The organism is Paraburkholderia gardini (genome assembly GCF_907164545.1).
GTDB classification, from domain to species: domain Bacteria; phylum Pseudomonadota; class Gammaproteobacteria; order Burkholderiales; family Burkholderiaceae; genus Paraburkholderia; species Paraburkholderia gardini.
In genome coordinates this window covers 61,807-85,901 of record NZ_CAJQZB010000016.1, presented here as the reverse complement: position 1 = coordinate 85,901, position 24,095 = coordinate 61,807, and the positions used below count along the sequence as shown (strand labels likewise).

Annotated in this window: 24 protein-coding genes; 8 read left to right on the top strand and 16 right to left on the bottom strand. The window is 62.9% G+C overall.

The genetic code is table 11. From position 1 onward, the window contains the following. Positions 1-70 precede the first annotated feature (70 nt). The 7 genes from LPA37_RS13480 to LPA37_RS27910 all read left to right on the top strand — a co-directional run bounded on the left by LPA37_RS13480 (position 71) and on the right by LPA37_RS27910 (position 6,759). Complete coding sequence (locus LPA37_RS13480; RefSeq protein WP_229012842.1) at positions 71-946, top strand: FAS1-like dehydratase domain-containing protein; 876 nt, start codon at positions 71-73, stop codon at positions 944-946. Between the two features lie 20 nt (positions 947-966). Beyond that, positions 967-2,127 carry an acyl-CoA dehydrogenase family protein gene (locus tag LPA37_RS13475; RefSeq protein ID WP_229012841.1) on the top strand — a complete coding sequence of 387 codons (1,161 nt, stop codon included), beginning with the start codon at positions 967-969 and terminating at the stop codon, positions 2,125-2,127. A gap of 10 nt (positions 2,128-2,137) precedes the next feature. After that, on the top strand, positions 2,138-3,316 hold the full coding sequence (locus LPA37_RS13470) for a CaiB/BaiF CoA transferase family protein (RefSeq protein ID WP_229012840.1): 1,179 nt from the start codon (positions 2,138-2,140) through the stop codon (positions 3,314-3,316). A 24-nt stretch (positions 3,317-3,340) separates the two neighbouring features. After that, the gene (locus LPA37_RS13465; protein ID WP_229012839.1) at positions 3,341-4,717 is read left to right on the top strand and encodes an MmgE/PrpD family protein; all 1,377 of its coding nucleotides are present in this window, start codon (positions 3,341-3,343) and stop codon (positions 4,715-4,717) included. Further along, on the top strand, positions 4,710-5,537 hold the full coding sequence (locus tag LPA37_RS13460; protein ID WP_229012838.1) for an HpcH/HpaI aldolase/citrate lyase family protein: 828 nt from the start codon (positions 4,710-4,712) through the stop codon (positions 5,535-5,537). The genes LPA37_RS13465 and LPA37_RS13460 overlap by 8 nt, the downstream gene beginning before the upstream one ends. Positions 5,538-5,679: 142 nt before the next feature. Next, the gene (locus LPA37_RS13455; protein WP_229012837.1) at positions 5,680-6,411 is read left to right on the top strand and encodes an IS6 family transposase; all 732 of its coding nucleotides are present in this window, start codon (positions 5,680-5,682) and stop codon (positions 6,409-6,411) included. A gap of 204 nt (positions 6,412-6,615) precedes the next feature. Then, a complete protein-coding gene (locus tag LPA37_RS27910; RefSeq protein ID WP_407672520.1) occupies positions 6,616-6,759 on the top strand; it encodes a multinuclear nonheme iron-dependent oxidase in 144 nt (47 codons plus the stop codon). A 180-nt stretch (positions 6,760-6,939) separates the two neighbouring features. On the opposite strand, the gene catC is transcribed toward LPA37_RS27910, so the two are convergent. From catC to LPA37_RS13385, 14 genes are all read right to left on the bottom strand, one after another. Next, positions 6,940-7,215: a muconolactone Delta-isomerase gene (gene catC / locus LPA37_RS13450; protein WP_229012836.1), complete on the bottom strand. Its 276-nt coding sequence runs from the start codon at positions 7,213-7,215 to the stop codon at positions 6,940-6,942. A 106-nt stretch (positions 7,216-7,321) separates the two neighbouring features. Continuing rightward, positions 7,322-8,140: an IclR family transcriptional regulator gene (locus LPA37_RS13445; RefSeq protein WP_229012835.1), complete on the bottom strand. Its 819-nt coding sequence runs from the start codon at positions 8,138-8,140 to the stop codon at positions 7,322-7,324. Positions 8,141-8,215: 75 nt separating this feature from the next. Then, positions 8,216-9,145, bottom strand: a complete 930-nt coding sequence (locus LPA37_RS13440; protein ID WP_229012834.1) for an SMP-30/gluconolactonase/LRE family protein — start codon at positions 9,143-9,145, stop codon at positions 8,216-8,218. 22 nt (positions 9,146-9,167) lie between these two features. Beyond that, a complete protein-coding gene (locus LPA37_RS13435; RefSeq protein WP_229012833.1) occupies positions 9,168-10,472 on the bottom strand; it encodes a TRAP transporter large permease in 1,305 nt (434 codons plus the stop codon). Between the two features lie 12 nt (positions 10,473-10,484). Continuing rightward, the gene (locus tag LPA37_RS13430; RefSeq protein ID WP_229012832.1) at positions 10,485-11,087 is read right to left on the bottom strand and encodes a TRAP transporter small permease; all 603 of its coding nucleotides are present in this window, start codon (positions 11,085-11,087) and stop codon (positions 10,485-10,487) included. Between the two features lies 1 nt (position 11,088). Continuing rightward, positions 11,089-12,093, bottom strand: coding sequence for a TRAP transporter substrate-binding protein DctP (dctP, locus tag LPA37_RS13425; RefSeq protein ID WP_229012831.1), 1,005 nt, complete (start codon positions 12,091-12,093; stop codon positions 11,089-11,091). Between the two features lie 131 nt (positions 12,094-12,224). After that, the gene (locus LPA37_RS13420) at positions 12,225-12,839 is read right to left on the bottom strand and encodes a cadmium resistance transporter (RefSeq protein ID WP_229012830.1); all 615 of its coding nucleotides are present in this window, start codon (positions 12,837-12,839) and stop codon (positions 12,225-12,227) included. Between the two features lie 19 nt (positions 12,840-12,858). Beyond that, a complete protein-coding gene (locus LPA37_RS13415; RefSeq protein ID WP_229012829.1) occupies positions 12,859-14,190 on the bottom strand; it encodes an MFS transporter in 1,332 nt (443 codons plus the stop codon). A gap of 108 nt (positions 14,191-14,298) precedes the next feature. Continuing rightward, complete coding sequence (locus LPA37_RS13410) at positions 14,299-15,216, bottom strand: SMP-30/gluconolactonase/LRE family protein (RefSeq protein ID WP_229012828.1); 918 nt, start codon at positions 15,214-15,216, stop codon at positions 14,299-14,301. A gap of 181 nt (positions 15,217-15,397) precedes the next feature. Further along, entirely contained in the window at positions 15,398-16,321 is a 924-nt protein-coding gene (locus LPA37_RS13405) for an alpha/beta hydrolase (protein ID WP_229012827.1), read from the bottom strand. Positions 16,322-16,387: 66 nt separating this feature from the next. Continuing rightward, entirely contained in the window at positions 16,388-17,848 is a 1,461-nt protein-coding gene (locus LPA37_RS13400; protein WP_229012826.1) for an NAD-dependent succinate-semialdehyde dehydrogenase, read from the bottom strand. 42 nt (positions 17,849-17,890) lie between these two features. Then, positions 17,891-18,799 carry an NAD(P)-dependent oxidoreductase gene (locus LPA37_RS13395; protein ID WP_229012825.1) on the bottom strand — a complete coding sequence of 303 codons (909 nt, stop codon included), beginning with the start codon at positions 18,797-18,799 and terminating at the stop codon, positions 17,891-17,893. A gap of 132 nt (positions 18,800-18,931) precedes the next feature. After that, positions 18,932-20,158 (bottom strand): alpha-hydroxy acid oxidase, encoded by a 1,227-nt coding sequence (locus LPA37_RS13390; RefSeq protein ID WP_229012824.1) that lies wholly within the window; start codon positions 20,156-20,158, stop codon positions 18,932-18,934. A gap of 111 nt (positions 20,159-20,269) precedes the next feature. Continuing rightward, positions 20,270-21,508, bottom strand: a complete 1,239-nt coding sequence (locus LPA37_RS13385) for a porin (protein ID WP_229012823.1) — start codon at positions 21,506-21,508, stop codon at positions 20,270-20,272. Positions 21,509-21,813: 305 nt separating this feature from the next. Here LPA37_RS13385 and LPA37_RS13380 point away from each other — a divergent pair, with 305 nt between their 5' ends. Further along, positions 21,814-22,194, top strand: coding sequence for a hypothetical protein (locus LPA37_RS13380; RefSeq protein ID WP_229012822.1), 381 nt, complete (start codon positions 21,814-21,816; stop codon positions 22,192-22,194). Positions 22,195-22,239: 45 nt separating this feature from the next. On the opposite strand, the gene LPA37_RS13375 is transcribed toward LPA37_RS13380, so the two are convergent. After that, entirely contained in the window at positions 22,240-23,118 is an 879-nt protein-coding gene (locus tag LPA37_RS13375) for a TauD/TfdA dioxygenase family protein (protein ID WP_229012821.1), read from the bottom strand. Between the two features lie 42 nt (positions 23,119-23,160). After that, positions 23,161-24,078, bottom strand: a complete 918-nt coding sequence (locus tag LPA37_RS13370) for an SMP-30/gluconolactonase/LRE family protein (RefSeq protein ID WP_229012820.1) — start codon at positions 24,076-24,078, stop codon at positions 23,161-23,163. Between the last annotated feature and the right edge of the window lie 17 nt (positions 24,079-24,095).

Here is a 24,095-nt window from a genome sequence, read left to right as displayed (position 1 = left end):
CTCCAGACACAAATTGTAGTCAGCAGGCCGGTGCGTCAATCTAGCGTGAACGACGCTACCCGACGCTCCCATGACTGCTGAACTCAACTACCTGCGCACCTGGATCGGCCGCACACAGACCGAACGCGAATTCGTCTCGCCACGTCTTGCGCAACAACTCGCTGCGACGCTGAACTATCAGGACATCCCGCGTGTCGGCTCTCCGTTGCCTGCGCTGTGGCACTGGGCGTTGTTTCCTCACATTGTTTCGCAGTCACAGGTCGGCGCGGACGGACATCCGACACGCGGGGGTTTCCTGCCGCCGGTGCCACTGCCCAGACGCATGTGGGCGGGCAGCCGCGTCCAGTTCGAGCGTCCACTCGTGGTTGGCAGCGAAGTCACAAGGACGTCGCAAATTCTTGACGTAGCCGCCAAAGAAGGACGCACCGGAAAGCTCGTTTTTGTACGTCTGCGTCACGAACTGGAAGACCTCGAAGGTCCACTGGTCTCTGAAGAACAGGACGTCGTGTACCGCGAATTCGCGACGACTCCGTACACCGCGGCAACCGGCCCGGTCGCGCCGGCGGAGTTCACCTGGAAGAGGGAGATCGTGCCCGACCCGGTCCTGCTCTTTCGCTACTCCGCCGATACGTTCAACGGACACCGCATTCACTATGACCGCACCTATGCTCAGGAGCAGGAAGGCTATCCGGCGCTAGTCGTCCACGGGCCGTTGACTGCGACATTGTTGATCGATCTCGTCCGGCGCAGCCTTCCCTGTGAATCGATAGCTTCGTTCTCGTTCAAAGCGGTCAACCCGCTGTTTGACCAGGCTCCGTTTCATCTCTACGCGGCCCGCGCCCCCGGATCGGCCGAAGTGAAGCTCTGGGCAGCCAATTCCGATGGCGTGCTGTGCGTCGATGCTAAGGCGATACTCACAGCACCCGCGTATGTTTTTCAAAAATGAACTCTGAGGAGTAGAGACAAGTGCTGGCTAACGTTGACCCCTATCAGGACATTCGCGAAGCCGTTCGCGATTTGTGTTCCAACTTCCCCGCCGAGTATTTCCGCAAGATCGACGAGGAGCGAGCCTATCCGGAGACCTTTGTGCAAGCCCTGACCGACGCCGGTTGGCTGGCTGCCCTGATTCCCCAGGAATTTGGCGGCTCAGGGCTCGGACTGACCGAAGCTTCGGTGATCATGGAAGAGATCAACCGCAGCGGTGGCAATTCCGGCGCGTGTCACGGCCAGATGTACAACATGGGGACACTGCTGAGGCACGGCTCGGCTGAGCAAAAGGCCAGGTACCTTCCGGAAATCGCCAGCGGAAAGTTGCGGCTTCAGTCGATGGGCGTGACCGAGCCGACAACCGGCACCGACACCACCAAACTGAAGACGACTGCGGTTCGCAAGGGTGACCACTATGTTGTCAATGGACAGAAGGTCTGGATCTCGCGGGTTCAACACTCCGACCTGATGATTCTGCTCGCGCGAACCACACCAATCGATCAGGTCGCGAAGAAACCCGAGGGCATGTCAATATTTCTGGTCGACCTGCATCAGGCGATCAAACAAGGCATGACAGTCCGGCCTATCCCGAACATGGTGAATCATGAGACTAACGAGCTCTTCTTCGACAACCTCGAAATTCCGGCCGAAAATCTGATCGGTGAGGAAGGCAAAGGGTTCAAGTACATCCTCGATGGCCTGAATGCCGAGCGAACGTTGATCGCCGCTGAATGTATCGGCGACGGCTACTGGTTCCTCGACAAGGTCGGTAAGTATGTCAAGGAACGCGTCGTCTTCGGTCGCCCGATCGGACAGAACCAGGGCGTGCAGTTTCCGATCGCCCGCGCGCACGTCAACGTCGAAGCGGCGAGCTTGATGCGCTATAAGGCCTGCGAGCTCTTCGACGCCAAACTACCGGCCGGCGCGCAAGCCAACATGGCTAAGCTGCTTGCCGCGGACGCTTCGTGGGAAGCCGCGAACGCTTGCCTGCAGTTCCACGGTGGCTTCGGGTTTGCGAACGAATACGACGTCGAACGCAAATTCCGCGAGACACGGCTCTATCAGGTCGCGCCGATCTCGACCAATCTCATTCTCTCGTACGTAGCCGAGCATCTGCTCGGGCTGCCACGTTCTTTCTAAGGGGAAGGACATGAAACCGCTGGACGGCGTGAAGGTCGTTACTCTCGAACACGCGATTGCAGCACCGTTTTGCACCCGTCAACTTGCGGATCTAGGCGCACGCGTGATCAAGATCGAACGCCCAGGCGTCGGGGACTTTGCGCGTGCCTACGATGACCGCGTGCATGGCATGGCCTCGCACTTTGTATGGTGCAACCGCTCGAAGGAGAGCCTCACGCTCGACGTCAAGGCCCCGCAGGCGCAGGCGATTTTCGAACGCCTGCTTGAGGATACCGACGTGCTGGTCCAGAACCTTGCACCCGGCGCCGCGGCGCGGCTGGGGCTGTCGTATGAGGCGTTGCAAGAGAAGTATCCCCGCCTGATTGTCTGCAACATCTCCGGTTACGGATCCGATGGTCCCTATCGCGACAAGAAAGCCTACGATCTGCTGATCCAGAGTGAGTCCGGGTTCCTTTCGATTACCGGCGGTCCGGACGCACCGGCAAAAGCCGGCTGCTCCATTGCCGACATCGCTGCAGGGATGTATGCCTACACGAACATTCTCTCCGCGCTTCTGCAACGATCAAAAACCGGCTTGGGACGGGAAATCGACGTCTCCATGCTCGAAAGCATGGTGGAGTGGATGACGTATCCCCTCTACTACGCGTTCGATGGTGCATCGCCGCCACCTCGCGCAGGAGCCGCTCACGCGACCATCTACCCCTACGGTCCCTTTCCCGCCGGCGATGCAAAGACCGTCATGCTGGGATTGCAGAACGAGCGTGAGTGGGGAGCCTTCTGCGCGCAAGTTCTGCTGGAACCTGAACTCGCCATCGATGCTCGCTTCAGTTCCAACTCGAAGCGGGTGGCAGCGCGCGAGGAACTGCGCGAAATCATCGCTGCCGCATTCAGCAAACTGACTTCGGAAGAGGTCATCAGTCGGCTGGATAACGCGCAGATCGCCAACGCGCGAATGAATGATATGCCCGACGTGTGGTCGCATCCGCAGTTGAAGGAACGCAATCGCTGGGTGAACATTGATTCACCTGCCGGCTCCATTCCTGCATTGCTGCCGCCAGGCATCAGTACCGCATCCGATGTTCGACTGGACGCCGTGCCCGCGTTAGGCCAGCACACCGAAACCCTTTTGAATGAACTGGGCTTTACGACCGATGCCATCCGCGAGCTTCGCGAAGCCGCCGTAATCTAACTTCCCAGTCAAGGTAATCCTGTTATGAGCAATACTAAGATTCTCGCGTCGTTTGCGGCCAATCTCAAGTTTGAACAGATCCCCAAGGACGTGGTGGCACGCACGGAAGATCTCTTCCTTGACTGGTTCGGATCAGCGCTGGCTGGCCGCGAAGCGCGCCCCGTCGAGACGATCCAGAAGTACGCATTCGAATTCGGACCACAATCTGGTCCCTGCGAAGTACTGATCTCCCGCCGAACCACCAGCGCGCTCTTCGCGGCAATGATCAACGCCGCCGCATCGCACTTCGCTGAACAGGACGACCTTCACAACAGTTCGGTCCTGCATCCGGCAACCGTTGTCTTCCCCGCAGCGTGGGCCGCTGCGCAAGCGCTTGGCAGAAGCGGCAAAGAGTTCATTGCTGCATCTGTCGCAGGCTATGAAGTCGGCATCCGTGTCGGCGAATTCCTCGGCCGGGAACACTACAAGATTTTTCATACTACCGGCACGGTTGGTACGATCGCAGCAGCCGCCGCGGTCGGTAATCTTTTGCGGTTGAGTGACGCGCAGATGGTAAATGCGTTTGGCTCTGCCGGCACCCAGGCAGCCGGACTCTGGGAATTCCTGAAAGACGCCGCTGACTCCAAGCAACTGCATACGGCCAAGGCGGCGGCAAACGGTCTTCTTGCAGCCTACCTCGCAGCCGACGGCTTCACCGGTGCGAAGGACATCTTCGAGGGTGCGAAAGGCATGGGGGCGGGCATGTCCACGCGGACGCATCCGGACAAACTCGGCGAGGCGCTCGGCGAGCGCTGGGCGCTGATTGAAACGTCTTTCAAATATCACGCTTCCTGCCGGCACACTCATCCGGCCGCCGATGCTCTGCTGCAGGTTATTCAGCGCGAAAACCTCATGCCGGATAACATCGAGACAGTGGTGACTCATGTTCACCAGGCCGCGATTGACGTCCTCGGACCGGTAGTCGATCCCCAGACGGTCCACCAGGCAAAGTTCTCCATGGGCACCGTGCTCGCGCTGGTGGCGGAATTCGGCCACGCGGGCGTACGTGAGTTCGACGGCCATTACAATGCAAGCCGGATCGCCCATTTCAGCAAGAAAGTCTCGATGGTCCTCGACCCTGAAGTCGACACTGCCTATCCGTCACGTTGGATTGGAAAGGTCATCGTTCAGACGAAGGATGGCCGCGCCTTCGCGGGCCGCGTGGATGATCCCAAGGGCGATCCCGGCAACACGCTTACGCGTGCTGAACTCGAACACAAAACAAGCACGCTGGGTTTGTATGGCAATGCGGCCACCGAAGACGAACTCAAGCGTTCAATCGCGTCGGTATGGACGATTACCGCTGCAACCGTTGTACCCAGACTGCTCCCCGAATCGAAACTGGAGGCCCAACATGGCTGACCTTGCACCCCGCTCCTATCTCTTCGTTCCTGGCAACCGGCCGGACAGGTTTGCCAAGGCGGCTGCGTCGGGCGTCGATGTTGTCGTGATCGATCTGGAGGACGCCGTGCCGCCCACCGAGAAGAAGATCGCGCGGGCGGCTCTCGCCGAGTGGCTGTCGACAAACAGCACGCCGGTGGCGGTCCGCGTGAACGACGTGAACAGCGAATGGTTTCGCGACGACATCGCCGTATGTCGTGCGCCATCCGTCGCCGCCGTCATGCTACCCAAGACGGAACGCATCGACGATATCTTCCTCTGCGAGTTTGCCGGCAAGCCGACCGTTATCCTGCCGATGATCGAAACGGCCCAAGGGTTTCGGAATGTGGTCGCTATCGCCCAGCACCGGCTGACCACCCGACTCGTATTCGGCAATGTGGATTTCCAGCTCGACCTCGGCATTGACGGCGACGATGAGCAGCTTCTGTACTTCCGCTCACAGATCGTCTTCGCCTCGCGCATCGGCAACCTGCTGCCACCGGTGGACGGGGTCAGCACCACGCTCGACGATACAGAGCAAATCACGCGTGACACGATTCGTGCCAAACGACTCGGCTTTGGCGCCAAGCTCTGTATTCATCCGAGGCAGGTGGCTGCGGTCAATGCCGCGTTCATCCCCAGCGAGAGAGATGTCGAATGGGCGCATCGGGTTGTCGAAGGCGCAGCAGCATCCCACGGCGCGGCCGTTGCTGTGGATGGCCGCATGGTAGACCGGCCGGTCATTTTAAAGGCGCAAGAAATCCTGGCCGAGTCCCAGCGACGTCTGCCCGTTGGCGCCTGATTCCATATCAACTGGAGACGAGAGTCAAGCAACGATTTGAGATGTATATCAACGGCGAATCTTGCCAGTCGACTTCGGGCGAATGGTTCGATACAGAGAACGGCAATGTCAACTTGAAGGCGGGACTAGGTAAAATGGCGAGATGAAAAAGAATACCTCGCCGTATCACGGTTTCCGTTTTTCATCCGCAGTCATCAGCTGCGCGGTGCGCTGGTATTACCGCTTCAATTTGAGCCTGCGTGACATTGAGGAATTGCTGCTCGAACGCGGTGTAGTGGTCACATACGAGTCTGTGCGCAACTGGTGCGACCGGTTTGGTGCGATGTTCGCCTGCCGGGCCAAAGCAGTCCGGCCGCGATCGGGCACGACGTGGCATCTCGATGAAGTGTTCGTGAAACTGCGCGGAGAGCCATACGTGCTGTGGCGCGCGGTGGACGAACATGGGACCGAACTGGATGTGCTGTTGCAGAAGAAGCGCGACAAGGCCGCCGCAAGGCGTTTCTTCAGGAAGGTGCTGCGCTCGCACCCGGTGCCCCGGAAGATCGTCACCGACCAGTTGCGCAGCTACCCGGCGGCAAAGGCCGAGGTGCCACAGCTGGCCAATGTGAAACACGTGTTCGTGAAGGCGTCGGCCCGGGTGAACGACTGGGCAGAAAACAGCCACCAACCGACGCGCCGGGGTGAGCGTCAGATGCAGGGGTTCCGTGATCCACTATGCACACAGCGCTTTCTCTCGAGCTTCGGACCGATCCGGCAACACTTCGCCTTACCCCGTCACCGCATGGACGCTGCTACTCACCGTGCCCAGCTGAAGCAACGTCTCGACAACTGGTATGGCTGGAGCGCAATCGATCTGGTCAGCCACACCCGGTAATCAGAAGGAATCCTACGCACTGCAGATTCGAACGGCCTTCTGCCTTCAAGTTGACAAAGCCGTCTGGTCACCTGTTCCGCGAATGCACCATTCCCGCCGCGGCGATATCTGGGGTATCGCGGGTGGAACGCAGCCACCTAGCGTGGTGACCCGTTAAACCTTGGGCGAATAACCAGCGGGCCGACGGTTTATTGGTGCACTCGTATGAGCCGCCGCACGGGTTGCGGCGTGCAGGTCGATATCAACAATCTTTGCCTGAAAGAATGCAACCACTACGAAGACACGTGGCTCACATTGGCTGCGCTGACGTCCAATATGATTTTCGAATTGCATTTGGGCCTGTCATGAAGTCGATGGCGACGGCGTCGTCGATCACCATGGCGCGCCCGTCGCCGAACCGTTGTGAAAGCTCTGCTCGGAAGCGTTGCGCCGGTGCCGACACGGATCGAACGGCACACGCACTAAAAACGTCGCCGAATCGTTCTGACTCCGCGAAAGGCCCTTCTCGCAATCGTGCTCCAATCGCACTTAGAGAGCCGATGGATGGCGCGCGAGCGGCGTGACCTGAATCGACATGAACGGAAACAGCGGCAGCGACGACAGCAATTGATGCAGCTCGTCGTTGCTGTCGACGTCGAAGATGCTGACGTTCGCGTGCTGACCGACCACGCGCCACAGATGTGGCCATTTGCCCGATTTCTGTATCTCTATCGCCCGTGCCCGTTCGGCCGCTTTGATCGCTTCGACCGTGACGGCATCGAGCGGATCGGGAATGTTGATTTGCATCTCGACGCAATAAAGCATTCACCGCCCTCCTTCGTGATTAAACAGACTGGCTTGTCGAAACCTGGGTCGAGACCGATAGCGAGACCCGCGTCGACTACGTGCCCCTCGCGGCTTCATCACCGCATCACAAGCCGCATTCGTGCGCCGCGGCTTCGAGGCGGGTCTGCACGGCGAGCAACGCGCCATGCACCTCCTCAAGACGTTCTTCGCCATAAGCTTCGGGCGTACCGATGATGCAGACCGCGCCGAACGCGGCGCCGTTCAAGCCTCTGACCGGCACCGCGAAGGCATAGGATTTCGGCACCACATAACCGAAATTGACGCCGAAACCATGACGCTCCGAGCGATCGCGCATCTTCTGCAGCGACGTGAGCCGCGACACGCCATGCCGCTTGATTTCCTGATTGACGTTGTCAATCAGGATCGCGTTGGCCTCCTCGGGCGGCAAGGTCTGCAGGATCGCGATGCCGCCAGCCGACGTGAACAGCGGCCGGCGCCCGCCCGGATAGACCATTGCGCCGGTCATCTGCACGGTGCCCGCGCGGATCGCGCAAACGAAATCGCTACCGCTGCGCAATTGCAGCAGCGCGATGCCACCCATACGCAACGCGAACTCTTCGACGATCACGTCCGCGCGTCGCTGAAACGCTCCGTACTGCGGCAGCGCAAGCCCCAGCTCGTACATGAACGGACCCGGCAGATAGCGGCGATCGCTCGCGCGCTGCTCGACCAGACGTTCCTCGACGAGACAGGCCAGCATGCGGCGCACGGTGGCCTTGTCCTGTCCGCAAGCAATTGCCAGATCGGTGAGTCGCCAGCCGACCTGCGGTCTGGTCGCGATCGTGCGCATCAGGCGAATGCCTCGCGCGAGGCTCTGCGTGCCGAAACGCGAAGACGTGCCCTCATTGCAAGGCGTGATGGAAGCCATGTCGGCGAGGTTCATCTTCAGTTCTCCTTGTACACGGTAGCGCAGCCTGCCCGATGCGATTGCGCGTGTTGCGTGGGCATTACATGGACTTTACGCAGGATTGATTGCCGTATGCGAATACATCTGCCGGCCCGCAACCGGCAGACGCGCGGTGAACACCGTGCCGGTCCGCGATTCGAGCATGTAGAGCGTATGATTGCCCTCCCCGCCGTACGCGCAATTGGTAGTTGCGAGCCCTTCCGGCGCATCGATACGGTAGAGCGGTTCGCCGCGCGGGCTGAACAGCCACACCGCGCCGAAACCGACATGGCAAACGGCCAGTCCGCCCGCCGCATCGAGCGCGATGCCGTCGGGCCCGCCGCCGCCCGACATCTGGATGTACGTGCCGACCTTCGTCGCCGTGCCGTCGTTCAGCAGCGGCACGCGCCAGATCGCGTTGGCGCGTGTGACGGCCAGATAGACGGCGGTTTCGTCGAGATTGAGCACGAGGCCGTTGGGACTCGGGATACCGTCCAGCACCAGGTCGAGCTGCCCCGAAGTCCGCAGGCGAAAGAGCCGGCCGGTCGGATCGTGCAGTCCCGTCTGCCCCTGATCGGTGAAATACAGGTCGCCGTTGGACGCGAAGCACAGATCGTTGCAGCCCTTGAAGCGTTCGAGCCGCGCGCGTTCGAGCAAGGGCTCCACCGTGCCGCGTCGCGGGTCCATCACCATGATGCCGTGGCGATAGTCGGCGATGAATGCCCGCCCGTCCGGATGAAACTTCAGGCCGTTCGGCTCGCCGTCGTACTCGAGCGCGAGCTCGACGTTACCGCGTTTGTCGATGCGAAAAATCCGGCCCCACGGGATATCCGTCACCCACAGATTGCCGTCGAGATCGAACGACGGCCCCTCGATGAACAGGTTCGCCTGTGCGCCATGCAACTGCGTTCGGGTCCAGTCGCAATGCCGGTCCTTGACATGAAAATTCTCGGGAATGCGGGTGAAAACGTCCGCTTTCAATTTTTCCGGTGGTGCAAACATGCGCGTCTCCAAAGACCGGCGTTCAGCCGGCAGCCAGATGGTTGGGCAGCCATAGCGCGAGCTGCGGCCAGAACATGAGCAGGATCAGGAGGACGAACATCAGCGCGTGAAACGGCACCGTGCCGGCCACGACATCGGATAGATTGCCGCGCGAAATGCCCTGAATCACGAACAGATTGATGCCGATCGGCGGCGTGATCTGCCCCATTTCGATGAACATTACGACGACCACGCCGAACCACACCGGGTCGATTCCATAGCTCGCCAGCAGCGGATAAAGCAGCGGCACGGTGATCACGATCATGCCGAGGCTTTCCACCAGCGCCCCCAGCAGCGTGAAAAGCACGAACAGTGCAATGAAGAAGCCGGTCCGGCTCAACTGCAACGAAATGATGAAACGCGTGATCTCTTCACCGACGCCTGCAAACGTCATCGCGTACGAAAAGACGAACGCGGCGTACGTGATGAACAGGATGTTGCTGACGGTCAGCATCGAACGCTTGAGCGCGCCGTGAAGGACCTGCCACGTCAGCGTGCCGAATACGCGCGCGATGACGAGGGCAAACAGACAGCCGGCGGCAGCAGCTTCCGTCGGCGTGGCGATGCCGGTATAGATCGCGCCCATGATGCCGGCGATCAGCAACATGAACGGCAGGATGTCGAACAGCGCCCGCAGCGCGGTGATCGATGGCGCGTCGCTTCTGCTCGCGTCCGGCGCGATTTGCGGACGCAACAGCGCGGCCACCATCACATAGGCCATGAACATCAACGTCAGCACCACGCCCGGGACGACGCCCGCCATGAACAGCTTGACCACCGACGTATCCGTGAACGACGCATAGACGATCATGCCGATCGAGGGCGGCACCAGAATGCCGAGCGTCCCGCCCGCCGCCAGCGAGCCGGTCGCCACGCGAATATCGTAGTTGCGCGCTTTGAGTTGGGGCAACGCGACCTGCCCGATCGACGCGGCCGTCGCGATACTCGATCCGCTCACCGCCGCGAACACCGCGCAGCCCGCGATATTGGTCTGCAACAAACCGCCCGGCACGCGCCGCACCAGCCGCGCGAGGCCGTTGTAGACCCGCGCGCCGAGCCCGCTGCCTTGCAGGATTTCGGCCATCAGTACGAAAAGCGGAATGGCGGTCAGCGTGTAGCTGTCCATGCTGCCCCAGCTCGCCATGCCGAGGCCATTCAGCGCGGACCAGCCGCCTTCCATGAACAGATAGAACACGGCGGGCAGCAGAATGGCGAACGGCACGGCCATGCCCGCCGCCAGCAGTCCGATGAAAAGAATGAAGACAGTAACGATCAATACACCATCCATGAATGATCTCCTTCAACCGCGTGACGGTTCGACATGGGCCGCGTCGCGCAGCCGGCGCGCATCGGCAACGAGCGTGCGGATCAGCGCGCAGGCGAGACCGGCGACGCCGAGCAGCATCGACACGCGAGGCAACCAGAGCGGCGTCATCAGCGAAGTGGCCGCGACGTCGCCCGATTGCCACGTCAGCAGTTCGAAGCGCACCATTTCCCCCAGCAATATGCAGGCGACCAGCAACGACAGCGCGTCGAACAGCAGCTTCAGGCGCAGCCGCGCTGCGGGGCCAAGCCAGCGGTCGACGAGCTGCACGCGGTGATACGCGTGCAACGATTGCCCGGAAGCCAGCGACAGAAAACAGATCGCCACCAGCGCGTAGCCGCCCACCTCGTTGCTGATCTGCAGCGACATGCCGAGCACGGCGCGCACGAACATCTCGCCCCACATCATCGCGAGCAGACCGATCACGACCGCGTGAACGACCCAGCGCAGCGATCGCTCGACGAGGCCTTCGGCACCGTGTGCTTCTTCGTGAGCTTCGTGCCCGGCCGCATAGTCCCCGTTGCCCTGCGCGGCGGCCGCGCTGACCACGGCCGTCAGCGGCTTGCTGATTTCTCGCATATCACCTCCCGACCGCGCTGCGCACTTTCTGCAGCGCGTCCTGCAAGTCGGGACGCCGCTGGCCCCACTGCGTCCAGTATGGGCTGATGAGACGCTCGGCCTGGGCGAGATCGGCGGCGGACGGCTCGGTAATCACCATGCCGGCGGCCGCAAGCTTCCTGGTCAGTTGCTCGTCTTCGCCCACCATTTGCGTCGTGATGAGCGCGGTGTATTTATCGACCGACGCCTGCACCTTCGCGCGCACTTCCGGCGTCAGCTTGTTCCACGCCTCCTCGTTGACGAGGATCAGCGAGTCGATATAGCTGACGTTGAGCCGGTAGCTGTATTTCAGCAGGTCGCGCCAGACGTAACCGTATCCCGAAGTCGCGGTTAGCACGCCGTCAATCACGCCGCGATCGAGCGCCGGCGCAACCTCCGCCGGGCCGAGCGTGATCGGAATGCCGCCGAGCACCTTGATGAACTGCGCCTGCTCCGGCGAGATCACGCGCACTTTCTGACCTTGCACGTCTGCTAGCGACGTGAGCTTGTGCTTCGACCACATCACGTTTTGCGGGTAGATATAGCGGCCCAGCAGCACAATGCGCTTGGCCCGCAGCTCGTCGCGCAGATACGGCGCCTCGATGCTCCACGCCTTCTCGAAATCGGCACGTGTGCCGAGTAGCAACGGCAAGCGCACGAGGCCACCCACCGGCAGATTGCCGACGAAGCCGGCGTCGTCGCCCATCTGCACCATGTTGTCGGCGACGGCCTGGGTGATGTTGCTCTCGGTGATCGGCAGCGTGCCGCCGACGTTGAGCCGGATGTTCAGTTGTCCTCCGGTTTCGCCCCGAATCTCGTCGATCATCGCCTGCATGCCCTTCACCGGCGTCACGGTCGCCACCGCGTTGTACGTGTAGGCGCGCCAGTTTTCCGCGGCGTGCGGGGCACCCGTGCAACCCAGGGCCAGCGCGAGAAAGGCGGCGTGCGTGCGCCATTGGCCGAGGCGGCCGCGCAGGGTGATCGTCATCGTTGTCTCCGGTTATTGAAATCGAGTCCGTCGCTATCTGTCGACGGTACAAGCTAACGATAGCCCCTTCACGGAGGCCCGATAACGGCTCGCACGAGCGAAGTTTCGAATGTTGAAACTGTGCGTGAGAGTCAGAAAAACGACGCCGCGAGCGCCTTCATGCCGATGAACATCATCAGGTAAGGCACGACGGCGTCGGCCCGCAGGCGGCGCATCCGCAACGGCACACGCAGGCGGCTCGACATGAAGGCAAGCGCGCAGAGGAGCAACGTCATGGGCAGCACGATGGCGATGGCGGGCACGATCGCGGGCCGGTTGCCGTGCGTGAACAGCGGGATGTAGAGCGCGATATTGTCGAGGCTCGCCGCGAGGAGGATGGACAGCAGACGGGCGAAGCCGGGCGCGGCGCCGTGCGGGCTCGTGCGTGCATAGCCGGGTGCGGCCTCACGGGTCGCCGTGTCTGTGTCGGCCGAAGATGCCGTACGTGCATCGATCAGCCGCTTCACGCCGAGCGCCAACGGCACGAGCCCCGCGATTCGCGACAAGGTCAGCGGCAGCGCCAGGCAGGCAATCGCCAGCGCGATGCCGGCGACAAGCGAGAGCAACGCGCACACCAGCTTGGCCGCGGTGATGCGGCGGCTGCTCGCTTGCCAGTCCGCGTACAGGCAGGCGAGCAGAACGAAGTCGTCGAGGCTCGACGTGACGAACGCGAGCAGGATCGATGCCGCGAGGCCGCCTAGCGCCATGCGCGTCCTCCCGGCAAGCTCAGGAGTCAGTCCAACGTGTGCCCGCCGTACCCAGCGAGTGCTCGCCGGACTCGCGCGCCTCGCTGCCGCGCATGAAGCACGCGCACACCGCCCCGAGCAAGCCCATACCGCCGACGTACACGGCGATCGGCGTCAGGCTCCCGTACTGCGTGGTGAGCTGCGTGGCGATGATCGGCGCAAGTCCGCCGCCGACGGCCGCGCCCAGCTGGATCGCGAGAGACAGTCCCGAATAGCGCAGCTCGGCCGGAAACTGCGCGCTATAGAACGCGGCTTGCGGCGCATACACGAGCGGATGCACGACGCCGAGCGACAGCGAGAGCGCGAGCATCAGGTAGAACGGATCGTGCGTGTCGACCAGCACGATCAGGGCGGAGATGGATAGCGCCATCGCCACGCCGCCGACGCAGGCCACGATCCGCCCACCCACTTTCGAGCACAACCAGCCCGCGACGATCGTGCCGGCCACCTGACACATGGCGCCGACCAGCAGCGCGTGCAGCGTATCGGCCTTGCTGAAGCCGAGCTTGCTGGCGTACGAGATCAGGAACACGGTCACTGTGTAGTAGAGCGTCACTTCGCCGAGCTTGTTGCCGATCGTGAGCAGCAAGCGAGTCCAATGCTCGCGCAGGATTTCGAGCGATGGCACCTGCGCCGTCCGGCGTTGCTTCTGCACTTCGAGAAACTCGGGGGATTCGGGAATCGACGAGCGGATGTAGTAGCCACCCGCCACCAGCAGGATGCTGGCAATGAACGGCAAGCGCCAGCCCCACGCGAGAAAGTCGCTGTCCGGCAGTCGCGTGACGACCGAAAACGACAGCGCCGAGATCACCAGCCCCATCGGTACACCCGCGAGCGGCAACGCGCCGAGTATGCCTTTCCAGCGCGGCGGCGCATGCTCGACCGCCATCAGGATCGCGCCGCCGAATTCGCCGCCGAACGCGACGCCCTGCGCCATCCGCAACAGCACGAGCAGAATCGGCGCGGCGGCACCGATCGCGTTGTAGCTCGGCACGAGGCCGATGCCGAGCGTGGTGAGACCCATCACGATCAGACTGATCGACAGCATGGTCTTGCGGCCGACGCGGTCGCCGTAGTGGCCGAAGATCACGCCGCCCACCGGTCTCGCGAGAAGCCCCGTCGCGAAGGTCGCGAACGATGCGATGGTCGCCGTGGTTGCATCGAGATTGGCGAAGAACACCTTGCCGAAGACCAGCGCGGAGGCCGTACCGTAAGCGAGAAAATCGAAACCCTCGATCGTCGAGCCCGCCACGGCGGCCACACAAACGCGCCAGAGCGCCGGCCGCTCGCGGCCGTAGTTGGTCGTATTCATTCACGTCTCCTCATTCTCGCCCCGTTACGAGGTCGAGCCGGTATGAACCGGTTGATATGAATCGATACTGCGAGGCAGCGGGCGCGACTGCTCGTGCCGACGTTGAAACTAGGCGTTGAAGTTCAGTTCGAGACCCGGTGCATCCCAATCCAGTTCGATCAGCCGCCCGGTATGCGAGAGCGTCACGTAAGCCTTTCGTCTGTCCGGTCCGCCGAAGCAGATATTGGTCGGATACGCCTCGGGCATCGCCACTTGCCGCAGCACCTGCCCGGCGGGGCTGATCACCGTGATGCATCCTGCGATCAGCGTGCCGATGCAGAGGTTGCCGTTCGCCTCCAGCGCGAGGCTGTCGAAGCGTTGATAGCCAGGCAGCCCGCAAACGAGCCGCCCGCCGTTGGGCGACGGAAAGCCGTCCTTCTTCACGCAGCCCGGCTCGACGATCGAAAACGCCCAGACGCGCGAGGTTTCCGTTTCGGCGACATACAGCGTGCGTTGATCCGGCGAGAGACCGATGCCGTTGGGATTCGCGAACGGATGCACGACCTCCCTGATCGAACGCCCATCCGGCAACGCGTAGTAGATGCTGCCGACGTCGCGGCTGCGCTTGCGGATCTTGCCGAAGTCGGTGAAGTAAAAGCCGCCGGCGGCGTCGAACACGATGTCGTTCGGCGCGCTCAACGCGACGTCGCCGCAATGCGTGTAGAGCGTGGTCACCTCGCCGCTCGCCGGGTCGACGCGCTGAATCGAGCCGGTCACGTAATCGGCCGGCAATTCGCCGTGTATCACGTGCGTTTCGCCGTCGACCTCGCGCGTCAGAAAGCCGCCGTTGTTGCATACGTAAAGCGCGCCATCGGGCCCGGCGGCGAGACCATTCGGGCCGCCACCGGTGCGCGCGAGCTCCGTCACCACACCATCCGTGCCGACCCGCGAGACGCGGCCGCCGGCGATTTCGACGAAACAGATCGAGCCGTCGGACATCGCGACAGGACCTTCGGGGAATTTCAAGCCTTCTGCTAATACCTTCATGGAAGAGATGCCTCGGCGCGGGAAGAGTGGAAGACGTAGTCAGGCGAAGTGCCGCGATTTAAACGCGGCAAATGTGAAATCGATATTAGCTGTTTCCTTACATCGCACACGCCGTTGCTACGGGCCGTTGTTTCACATGTTGAACTGTGGCCGCCGGGTTGGCGGCTTGCCGGATCGCCGGTCACGAAAGCGAAGCGGCGAGGATCGTTTCGGTCTGCTGCAGCACGAAGTCGCCGATATCCGCGATCGCGTTGGCGGTGCCGGCCGAATCGAGCTGCTTCGTGATGAAGCTCTCCGCCTCGTTCGCGTAGAGACGCAGCGTCAGATTTCCACCCGCGCGCTGCCAAGCCGTCACGAACCGCTCCAGTTGCGCGCGCGGATGCACGATGTCGTCTTCGCCCTGCAGATAGAGCACCGGCGGCATGTCGAACGGCTCGCCCCGCTCCAACGCGATGGCCGGGCTGCCCTCGGCCATCGCGTCCTCGGTGAGCCAGTATTTTTCCTGGTCGGGGATCACGCGGTCGATGGCCGGCGGATACGGTTTGCCGCTCGACTGCAGCGCCTTCGCGTACAGATAGCGGCCGAGCGGATCGATCACCGGCCAGCAGGCCACAACGAAGGCGGCGCGTGCGTCGATGTCCGCGTTGAGGCCAGCATCGGTTTGCGCGAGTGCTAATGGCAACGGCTCGACGGCGAAGAGCGGATCGCGCGACCGCATCGCCGTGACGATCGCCTGATGGCCGCCGCTCGATACGCCGAGCAAGCCCACCAGTTCCGGCCGCGTGCGCCATTGCGCGGCCGTTGATTTGACCCAGCGCATCGCGAAGTTGATGTCGCAAAGCGAGGCGGGATAGCTGGCCGCGGGCGGCATCGTGAAATCGATGGCAGCCACCGCGATGCCGCGTTTGGCGAGCGCCTCGTTGAGGGTGTGCTCGTCGAGACGGCTGCCCCGGCACCACGCGCCGCCGTGAATTTCGACGATCAGCGGAAACGGTCCCTCACCGCGCGGCAGATACATGCGTGCCTCGAGGGGCGCACCGGCCTTGTCCAGATAGACGACGTCGCGAATCTCGACGTCGAACGATTGATTGGCTGCTTGATTCATGACGAACTCCGATAGTGTCCATGCGCGGCCCGGCGTACCGGCCCGCGCCCGCTCGGCACGCGGCGCTCAGGCCGCGCCGCCGTGACAGATGTATTTGCTGTCGAGATACTCGTCGAGCCCGTAGAACGAGCCCTCCTTGCCGAATCCCGATTCCTTGATGCCGCCGAACGGCGCGACCTCGGTCGAGATCAACCCTTCGTTGACGCCGATGATTCCGTATTCGAGGCCGCGTTCGAGCCGGTGGCAGCGATGCACGTTCTGCGTGTACACGTAGGCGGCGAGACCGTAGCGGGTGTCGTTTGCGAGCGCGACGGCTTCCTCTTCGGTCTCGAAGCGGGTGATCGCCGCGACCGGCCCGAAGATCTCCTCCTGGGCGATGCGCATCGACGGCTGCACCTGCGTGAGGATGGTCGGCGGATAGAAGCTGCCCGACTCGCCGGGTGCGCCAGTGGCCGCGACGGCGAGCTCGGCCCTCGCGCCCGCATCGAGTGCGTCGGCGACCAGCCGCGTCACCTTGTCGACGGCCGCGCCGTTGACGAGCGGCCCGATGGTCGTGCCGTCCGCGCAGCCATCTCCGACGCGGAACGTCGCCACCGCCGCCTTCAGTCGCGCGACGAACTCGTCGTGGACGCCCCGTTGCACGAAGAAACGATTGACGCACACGCAGGTCTGCCCGGCGTTTCTGAACTTCGAGGCCAGCGCGCCCGCCACCGCCGCATCGAGATCGGCGTCGTCGAACACGATGAACGGCGCGTTGCCGCCCAGTTCCAGCGACAGCTTCTTCAGCGTGCCCGCCGCGTTCGCCATCAACGACTTGCCGACTGCCGTCGAGCCGGTGAACGAAATCTTGCGAATCAGGTGACTGGAGCAGAACACCTCGCCGATCATCCGCGCGTCGCCCGTCACGACCGACAACACGCCCGCCGGCAAGCCGGCGCGTTGGGCGAGCACGCAGAGCGCCAGCGCGGAAAACGGCGTCTGGGGCGCCGGCTTGAGCAGCACGGTGCAGCCGGCGGCGATCGCGGGCGCAACCTTGCGGGTGACCATCGCCGACGGAAAATTCCACGGCGTGATCGCGGCGCAGACGCCGAGCGGTTCCTTGATCACCTTGATGCGCTGGCCGCGCTTCGGCTCGGGAATCGTATGGCCATAACCGCGCTTGGCCTCCTCCCCGAACCACTCCAGAAAACTCGCCGCATAGACGATTTCACCGCGCGCTTCCGCGAGCGGCTTGCCCTGCTCGGCGGTCATGATTTGCGCGAGATCGTCGGCGTTTTCCAGCATCAGATCGGCCCAGCGGCGCAACACGGCCGCGCGCTCCTTGCCCGTGTGCTGGCGCCATTCGCGAAACGCCGCCTGCGCCGACTGGATCGCGTGCTCCACTTCGGCGCGCTGGAGCCGCGGCTGTTCGCCGACGCGCTCGCCGTTGGCGGGATTGATTACGGTGTCGCCGTCGTTGCGGACCGGCCGCCAGGCACCGGCGACGAAGGCGGCTTCACGCAGCAGTTCAGGGTCTTTGAGCTTCATGTCGGATCTCTCGCTGGAAAACAAGCCCAGGTGAACGCCGGCTCAACGCGCCGGCGCCGCTTTGCCGCGCACTTCGACGCCGGCCCACTGTTCGATGGTCTTGACGATCGTCGTGGTGTTTTCGTTCGGGCCGATCTGCAGCACGGTCTGCATCCAGAGCCGGTCGACTGCCGTGGCGACCCACAGCGGCACCTGCAGCGCTTCCGCCATCTCCATGCAGAGCTTGACGTCCTTGCGCATCAACGCATTCGCGAAGCCGTTGTCGAAACTGCGCGTCAGCACGAACTTCGGAAAGCGCTCTTCCGTCGAGGTATTGCGCCCCGAGCCCTTGTTCAGCACCTTGAGCATGGTGTCGGGGTCGAGCCCGGCCTTGACGCCCAGCACCATCGCCTCGGCCGTGATCGCCATATGCGTGGCGGACAGTACGTTGTTGATCAGCTTCAGGCTCTGCCCCATGCCCGGTTTGTCGCCGACGACCTCGACCTGCCCGAGGTTTTCCAGCAGCGGCGCGACCTGGGCGACGGTTTCCCCGGCACCCGACGCCATCAGCACGAGCTTGCCGATCGCCGCGCCCGCGACGCCGCCAGTAACGGGCGCATCGACGACGCCGACGCCCGCGCGCGTCAGCCGCTCGGCGACTTCTTCGGATGTCTTCGGGCCCGTCGTCGACAGATCGACGTAGATTTCGATTTTTTCTCCATCGCACAGCCCGCCTGGCTCGGTCGCGACCTTTCTGACGACGTCCGGCGTGGGCAGGCTCACCAGCACGATGCGCGCAAGATTCGCCACTTGCCGCGGCGAATCCGCGACCGTCACGCTACGGCCGGCAAAGCGTTCGAGCGCCTCTGCCCGCGTGTCGTAAATCACCAGACTGTGCCCGGTATCGAGCAACCGGGATGCAATCGGACCGCCCATGCTGCCCAGACCAATAAAACCGACAACCTCTTTCATTTCAGCCTCGCGTGTTGAGTACCTGCTTGTCTGTCACGCCATGCACGTGGTTTCGCGCATGGCCCTTTTAACCGATGAATAGTCATCCAAATTGATTTGAAAATGAACCCGTTCAGCGTTGCCGTGCAATAGTCAGGCGGCAGCGCCGAACCTCTCCGTCAACAGTTGCGACAGGTCCTGATCCATCGCGTGCGCCGCCGTCTCATGAGCAGCGCGCCACAAATAGCGCGAGTCGAGCTGGCTGAACGACGCACAGCCGATCTGCGCGAGCACCATGTCGATCTCGTTGCGCATGATCTGCAACGCCCGCGCGACGCCCGCCTGCCCCGCCGCCGCCACACCGTACAGCGACGGACGGCCGAACACCGCCGCGCTCGCGCCCAGACAACCCGCGATCACGAGGTCCGAGCCGCGCCTCACGCCACTGTCCAGAATCAGTTGCACGTCTTCGCCGACCGCCGCGCGAATCGCCGGCAGCATCTCCAGCGGCGACGGCGCGGTATCGAGCTGGCGCCCGCCGTGGTTCGACACCACGAGCCCATCGGCGCCGATCCGCACGGCTTCCAGCGCATCCTCGGGATGCAGCAGGCCTTTGATCACGAGCGGGCCGCTCCACGCATCGCGGATGCGGTGCAGATGGTCCCAGCAGACTTCCGGCGCGGGCGTGAGCGTGCCGAAAAGATCGGCGACCTGTGCCGCGCTGGCGCCTTCCGGTGCGTACGGTTGCCAGTTGCGCATCATCGGAATGCCGCCGGTGCGCAAGTAGCGCAGCACCCATGCGGGATGGCCCAGCGCTTCGAGCACGACCCCGGGCGTCATGCGGAACGGCCGCGAAAAACCGTTGCGGCGATTGCGTTCGCGGTTCGCGTTGACCGGTATGTCGATCGTCACGACCAGCACGCGCACGTTCGCGCGGGTCGCGCGCCGCACGAAGTCGGCGTTGATGTGGGCGTCGCGCGTGCAGTACATCTGGAACCAGACGTTGTCGGGCGCGAGCGCCGCCGTCTCTTCGAGCGATGCATTGCTCGAACTGGAGAGCAGAAACGGCACGTTTGCTTCGCGGGCGGCGGCCGCCTGCATCAGATCCGCGTCGGGGCGCCACAGTCCCGCCAGCCCGGTCGGCGAAATGCCGATCGGACTCGCGTAGGTGTGGCCGAACAAGCGCACGCTCTGGTCGCGCCGGCTGACGTTGCGCAGATAACGCGGCACCAGGCGATAGCGCGAGAAGGCGCCGCGGTTGCGCTGCATGCAGAGCTCGTCATCCGCGCCACCGTCGATGAAGTCGAACGCGATGCGCGGCAGCTTGCGTCGTGCCTGCTGGCGCAGGTCTTCGAGATTGATGGCTGTCTGGTTCTTCATGGTCGAAATCCAAAGGGGCGCGTCTTTACGTTATGTGCGCGAGAAGGGGATGTGAAGCCGGGCGCGGGTTGAAGGTTTCACATGTTGAACCCAACGCCCGGTTCGCGTGCATCAGAAGCGATGGCTGATGCCGAGCCGCACGCCGACCTGGTGATTGGTCGCGGACGGCGTTTGCCCGGTGATATATGCGACGGCCGGCTGATTCAGCGAATCGTGTCCCGACGCGCGCTGATAGGCGACGATCGCGTAGACATCGGTGCGCTTCGACAGGAAATAGTCGGTGCCGGCCTGGACCTGGTTGTAGCTCGCGCTGCTCGCGTTGCCCGCGCCGGAATTGTGCGTGTACACGTAGGCGAGGCCGGCGAGCAGCGCCGGGGTGATCTGGTAGCGCAGGTTGACTTCTGCGTTGTTGAACGTCGCCATCCCCGAATAGCCGAACGGGTTCGGCCCGGACGAGGAGCCGAGCCCCCTGAACTGGACGTTCGAATAGATCAGACCGAGCGAAGCCTGCCCCAACTGATACGACGCGGCCGCGCTGGCGATCTGCGTGGTCGATGCGGAAGCATAGCCCGCATAGATCGGATTGGATTGCGGCGACGTCGCCGAACCCACGCTGCCGAGGTTGTTGGTGGCGGCCGTCGTTCCCGCGTTGGGGTTGGTGCCGTAGAACGACAGGTTCGGATTGCGCGCATTCAGATACGCGGCCGCCAGCGCGACGGCGCCGGTGCGATAGCTCAAACCGGCGGACCATACCTGGTTGTGGCCGACGCTGCCCGGCACGCCGCCAAAGCTGTACAGACCGCTGAAGCGGAAGCCCGCGTAGTCGAGGCTGGTGAACTTCACCGAGTTGTTGATGCGGCGCGTGTTCAACGTATTGTCGACGTCGCCGGCATGCGCGCCGAAGTAACCGGCCCACGCGGCGCCGGACAGGAACGGCTGGATGAAGTCGACCACCGAGTCGTACTGGCGCCCGAGCGTTGCCGTGCCATACGAACTTTGCATGCCGACATAGGCTTGCCGCCCAAATTCCGCGCCGCCCTGCGCGAACGTGCCGTTGCTAATCGAGAAGCCGTTCTCCAGCACGAAGATCGCCTTGAGCCCACCGCCAAGGTCCTCGGTACCGCGCAGACCCCAGCGGCTGCCGCGAATGCCGCCGGTCGCGCCGTCCTGAAACGAGTACTGTTGACTACCCTGCAAACCGGAGGCCGAGCGGCCCGTCTGCACGTTGCTGATGTAGTTCAAACCCGCGTCGATGACGCCATACAGCGTAACGCTGCTCTGCGCGTGACTCGACGCCGCGACAAACAGCAGGCTCGCTCCGGCGAGCCGGGTAATAGGACGGGCATTCATAGGTGTCTCCTGGTGGTTTTAGATTGGATAACTTATTGCTTTACCGTCAGTATCGATGGCCTGCTGTTGCTTCGTCCGTCGATCTCACCGGTCAAAGATATCGCGACCACCTGTTCAATAAAAGGCCGCCGCGTCGGTCGGTTTCACATGTTGAATCTTTCCATCCGTCACGGTTGCGCGACGCCGCCGCCCGCGACGTGTATTGCAATGTGAACTTTCGATCGACCGTCGCCGCCGGCCCCGACGAGCCGCGCGATAGACTCCTCTGACCTGGATCGTCCCTTATGTACTCGCGCGAAATCTCCATGTCAGACCAAGATTGCTTTCGTCACCAGTTGCAGGTGACCTTCATGTGCGAGAACGACGATGCGTATGCATCGCTTGAACGCATAACAGGCTGGGCGAGGCGTAGCGGCGTGGCGCTCATGTCGCTGCGGATCACGAGGCGCGCGCTTCATAGCCACGCGTGGCTGAGAGTGGGAGCGGACAGCCGCGACGCCATCGAGCTGTTCACGAACCGGCTCGGCACGGTCATTGGACTGGAGGATCTGATGTGCTGTGCCGATGACAGGCGCGCGGAACAGCGTGAGGAAATTCGCCCTGGAATTCGCGCGGCAATGCGCACGAAGCAAACCGGGCGAACGGAATGGACGGAACACGAAGAACACACGGAAGACGGCGGCTAGCGCGCGGCGCGCGCTAGCCGATCCAGCTTTAGCTCCGTTCCGACTTTAGTACGGCACGCAGTACTTCGCCGCCGGCAGCCTGAAGGTGGTCCGCTTCATCAGGCGCGGCTGTTCGAGTGTCATCACGTCGCGCCGATGCATCGTGCAGCCGTTGTCCCACATCATCAGATCGCCGGACAGCACCTTGTGCCGATAGACCGCCGACTCGTCGCCACCGGCCTCGAACAGCAACCGCAGGATGCGCGCGTTCTCTTCTTCGCTGAGCCCGTCGATCGAGACCAGCGTAGTGGGGTCCGCGTAGAGCGCCTTGCGGCCCGTCAGCGGATGTTCCAGCACCACCGGGTGCCGTACGTCCGGCGTGCGCGAGAGCTCGTCGAATTTGCCCTTCAGTTCGGTGGCGTTCATGATCGCGAGTCGCTTCGCGTAGCGGTACGTGCCCATCTTCCCGTCGATCTTGCTGCGCACGTCTTCAGGCAACAGCGACCACGCGCGATACTGATCCGCCCAATAGATGTCGCCGCCGTCGCGCGGTACTTCGACGCCGTAGAGAATCGCGCCGGTCGAAGGCGCCGGCCGGAACGTCTGATCCGAATGCCAGTCGACATCCTCGCCGCCCGCGAAACCGCCCAGATTGCGGCCGTCCGCGTAACGCAGCGTGCTGAAGTAGATGACCTTGTCGGAGTAAGGCGACAGAATATCTTTGCGGCTCACGGCTTCGCACTCGCCGAGCAGCGACGAGAAAGCAACCAGTTCTTCCTCGAGCAGCGCCTCGCGCCGGAAGACCAGTACCGGATGGCTCCGCCACAATGCTTCCAGTTCTTCAATTGGCCGCGCGCCGGTCAGAAACTCGTTCACTCTCACGCCCACCTCGAATGCGACACCGTCCTTCAGCGGCGTGCCGTCCAGCCTGTCCAACGTTTTCATTGCGACGCTCCGTTTTGATGATGGGTTTGGCCCGGGCCCGCTTCACCCGGCATGGGAATACATGGGCTTGCCGGCCACCGGCACCTCGACCTTGAGGATGCAACCGGCGCGCGAGTCGACGATGTAGAGGTCGCGGTTCCCGGGGCCGCCATACGCGCAGTTGGTGGTGGTCAGCGAGTACGGCGAGTCGATCCGGTACAGCGGCTCGCCTTTCGGGCTGAAGATCCACACCGCGCCGAATCCGACATGGCAAACCGCGAGACCGCCGTCCTTGTCGAGCGCGATACCGTCAGGGCCGCCGCCGCCCGACATCTGCAGATAGACGCCGACCTTCGTCGCGGTGCCGTCGGCCAGCAGCGGCACGCGCCAGATCGCGTTATCGCGCGTGACCGCGAGATACACGGCGGTCTCGTCCGCGTTGAGCACGAGGCCATTGGGGCTCGGCACGTTGTTCAGCACGCAGTCGAGCCGGCCGTCCGTGCGCAGCCGGTAGAGACGACCGGTCGGGTCGTGCAGGCCGGTCTGCCCCTGGTCGGTGAAGTACAGGTCGCCGTTCGACGCGAAGAACAGGTCGTTGCAGCCTTTGAAGCGTTCGAGCGTGGGCCGCTCGAAATACGGTTCGATCTTGCCGGTCGTGGGATCGAAGACCATGATGCCGTGCCGGTAATCGGCGATGAACGCGCGTCCGTCGCGATGAAACTTGAGTCCGTTCGGTTCCCCGTCGTACTCCAGTTCGAGCGTCACGTCGCCGCGCGGATCGATCCTGAAGAGTCTGCCCCACGGAATGTCGACGACCCACAGATTGCCGTCGCGATCGAACGACGGTCCTTCGAGAAACACGGGCGTCGGACTGCCATGCTGCTGCACCTTGACCCATTGCGACGCGCGCTCGCGCACGTGCAGATGCTCGGGAATTCTGGCAAACAGCTCGGGCTTGAGTCTTTTCGGTGGATCAAACATGAATGCGTCTCCAGGAT

What these genes read in the sequence shown, in the direction of transcription:
- LPA37_RS13465 (WP_229012839.1), top strand. Translation starts at nt 3,341, where the DNA reads ATGAGCAATACTAAGATTCTCGCGTCGTTTGCGGCCAATCTCAAGTTT.
- LPA37_RS13430 (WP_229012832.1), bottom strand. Translation starts at nt 11,087, where the DNA reads ATGCGAGAAATCAGCAAGCCGCTGACGGCCGTGGTCAGCGCGGCCGCC.
- LPA37_RS13420 (WP_229012830.1), bottom strand. Translation starts at nt 12,839, where the DNA reads ATGGCGCTAGGCGGCCTCGCGGCATCGATCCTGCTCGCGTTCGTCACG.
- LPA37_RS13375 (WP_229012821.1), bottom strand. Translation starts at nt 23,118, where the DNA reads ATGAAAACGTTGGACAGGCTGGACGGCACGCCGCTGAAGGACGGTGTC.
- LPA37_RS13385 (WP_229012823.1), bottom strand. Translation starts at nt 21,508, where the DNA reads ATGAATGCCCGTCCTATTACCCGGCTCGCCGGAGCGAGCCTGCTGTTT.
- LPA37_RS13415 (WP_229012829.1), bottom strand. Translation starts at nt 14,190, where the DNA reads ATGAATACGACCAACTACGGCCGCGAGCGGCCGGCGCTCTGGCGCGTT.
- LPA37_RS13440 (WP_229012834.1), bottom strand. Translation starts at nt 9,145, where the DNA reads ATGTTTGCACCACCGGAAAAATTGAAAGCGGACGTTTTCACCCGCATT.
- LPA37_RS13370 (WP_229012820.1), bottom strand. Translation starts at nt 24,078, where the DNA reads ATGTTTGATCCACCGAAAAGACTCAAGCCCGAGCTGTTTGCCAGAATT.
- LPA37_RS13455 (WP_229012837.1), top strand. Translation starts at nt 5,680, where the DNA reads ATGAAAAAGAATACCTCGCCGTATCACGGTTTCCGTTTTTCATCCGCA.
- dctP (WP_229012831.1), bottom strand. Translation starts at nt 12,093, where the DNA reads ATGACGATCACCCTGCGCGGCCGCCTCGGCCAATGGCGCACGCACGCC.
- LPA37_RS13470 (WP_229012840.1), top strand. Translation starts at nt 2,138, where the DNA reads ATGAAACCGCTGGACGGCGTGAAGGTCGTTACTCTCGAACACGCGATT.
- LPA37_RS13410 (WP_229012828.1), bottom strand. Translation starts at nt 15,216, where the DNA reads ATGAAGGTATTAGCAGAAGGCTTGAAATTCCCCGAAGGTCCTGTCGCG.
- LPA37_RS13400 (WP_229012826.1), bottom strand. Translation starts at nt 17,848, where the DNA reads ATGAAGCTCAAAGACCCTGAACTGCTGCGTGAAGCCGCCTTCGTCGCC.
- LPA37_RS13480 (WP_229012842.1), top strand. Translation starts at nt 71, where the DNA reads ATGACTGCTGAACTCAACTACCTGCGCACCTGGATCGGCCGCACACAG.
- LPA37_RS13405 (WP_229012827.1), bottom strand. Translation starts at nt 16,321, where the DNA reads ATGAATCAAGCAGCCAATCAATCGTTCGACGTCGAGATTCGCGACGTC.
- LPA37_RS13445 (WP_229012835.1), bottom strand. Translation starts at nt 8,140, where the DNA reads ATGAACCTCGCCGACATGGCTTCCATCACGCCTTGCAATGAGGGCACG.
- catC (WP_229012836.1), bottom strand. Translation starts at nt 7,215, where the DNA reads ATGCTTTATTGCGTCGAGATGCAAATCAACATTCCCGATCCGCTCGAT.
- LPA37_RS13460 (WP_229012838.1), top strand. Translation starts at nt 4,710, where the DNA reads ATGGCTGACCTTGCACCCCGCTCCTATCTCTTCGTTCCTGGCAACCGG.
- LPA37_RS13435 (WP_229012833.1), bottom strand. Translation starts at nt 10,472, where the DNA reads ATGGATGGTGTATTGATCGTTACTGTCTTCATTCTTTTCATCGGACTG.
- LPA37_RS13395 (WP_229012825.1), bottom strand. Translation starts at nt 18,799, where the DNA reads ATGAAAGAGGTTGTCGGTTTTATTGGTCTGGGCAGCATGGGCGGTCCG.
- LPA37_RS27910 (WP_407672520.1), top strand. Translation starts at nt 6,616, where the DNA reads ATGAGCCGCCGCACGGGTTGCGGCGTGCAGGTCGATATCAACAATCTT.
- LPA37_RS13380 (WP_229012822.1), top strand. Translation starts at nt 21,814, where the DNA reads ATGTCAGACCAAGATTGCTTTCGTCACCAGTTGCAGGTGACCTTCATG.
- LPA37_RS13390 (WP_229012824.1), bottom strand. Translation starts at nt 20,158, where the DNA reads ATGAAGAACCAGACAGCCATCAATCTCGAAGACCTGCGCCAGCAGGCA.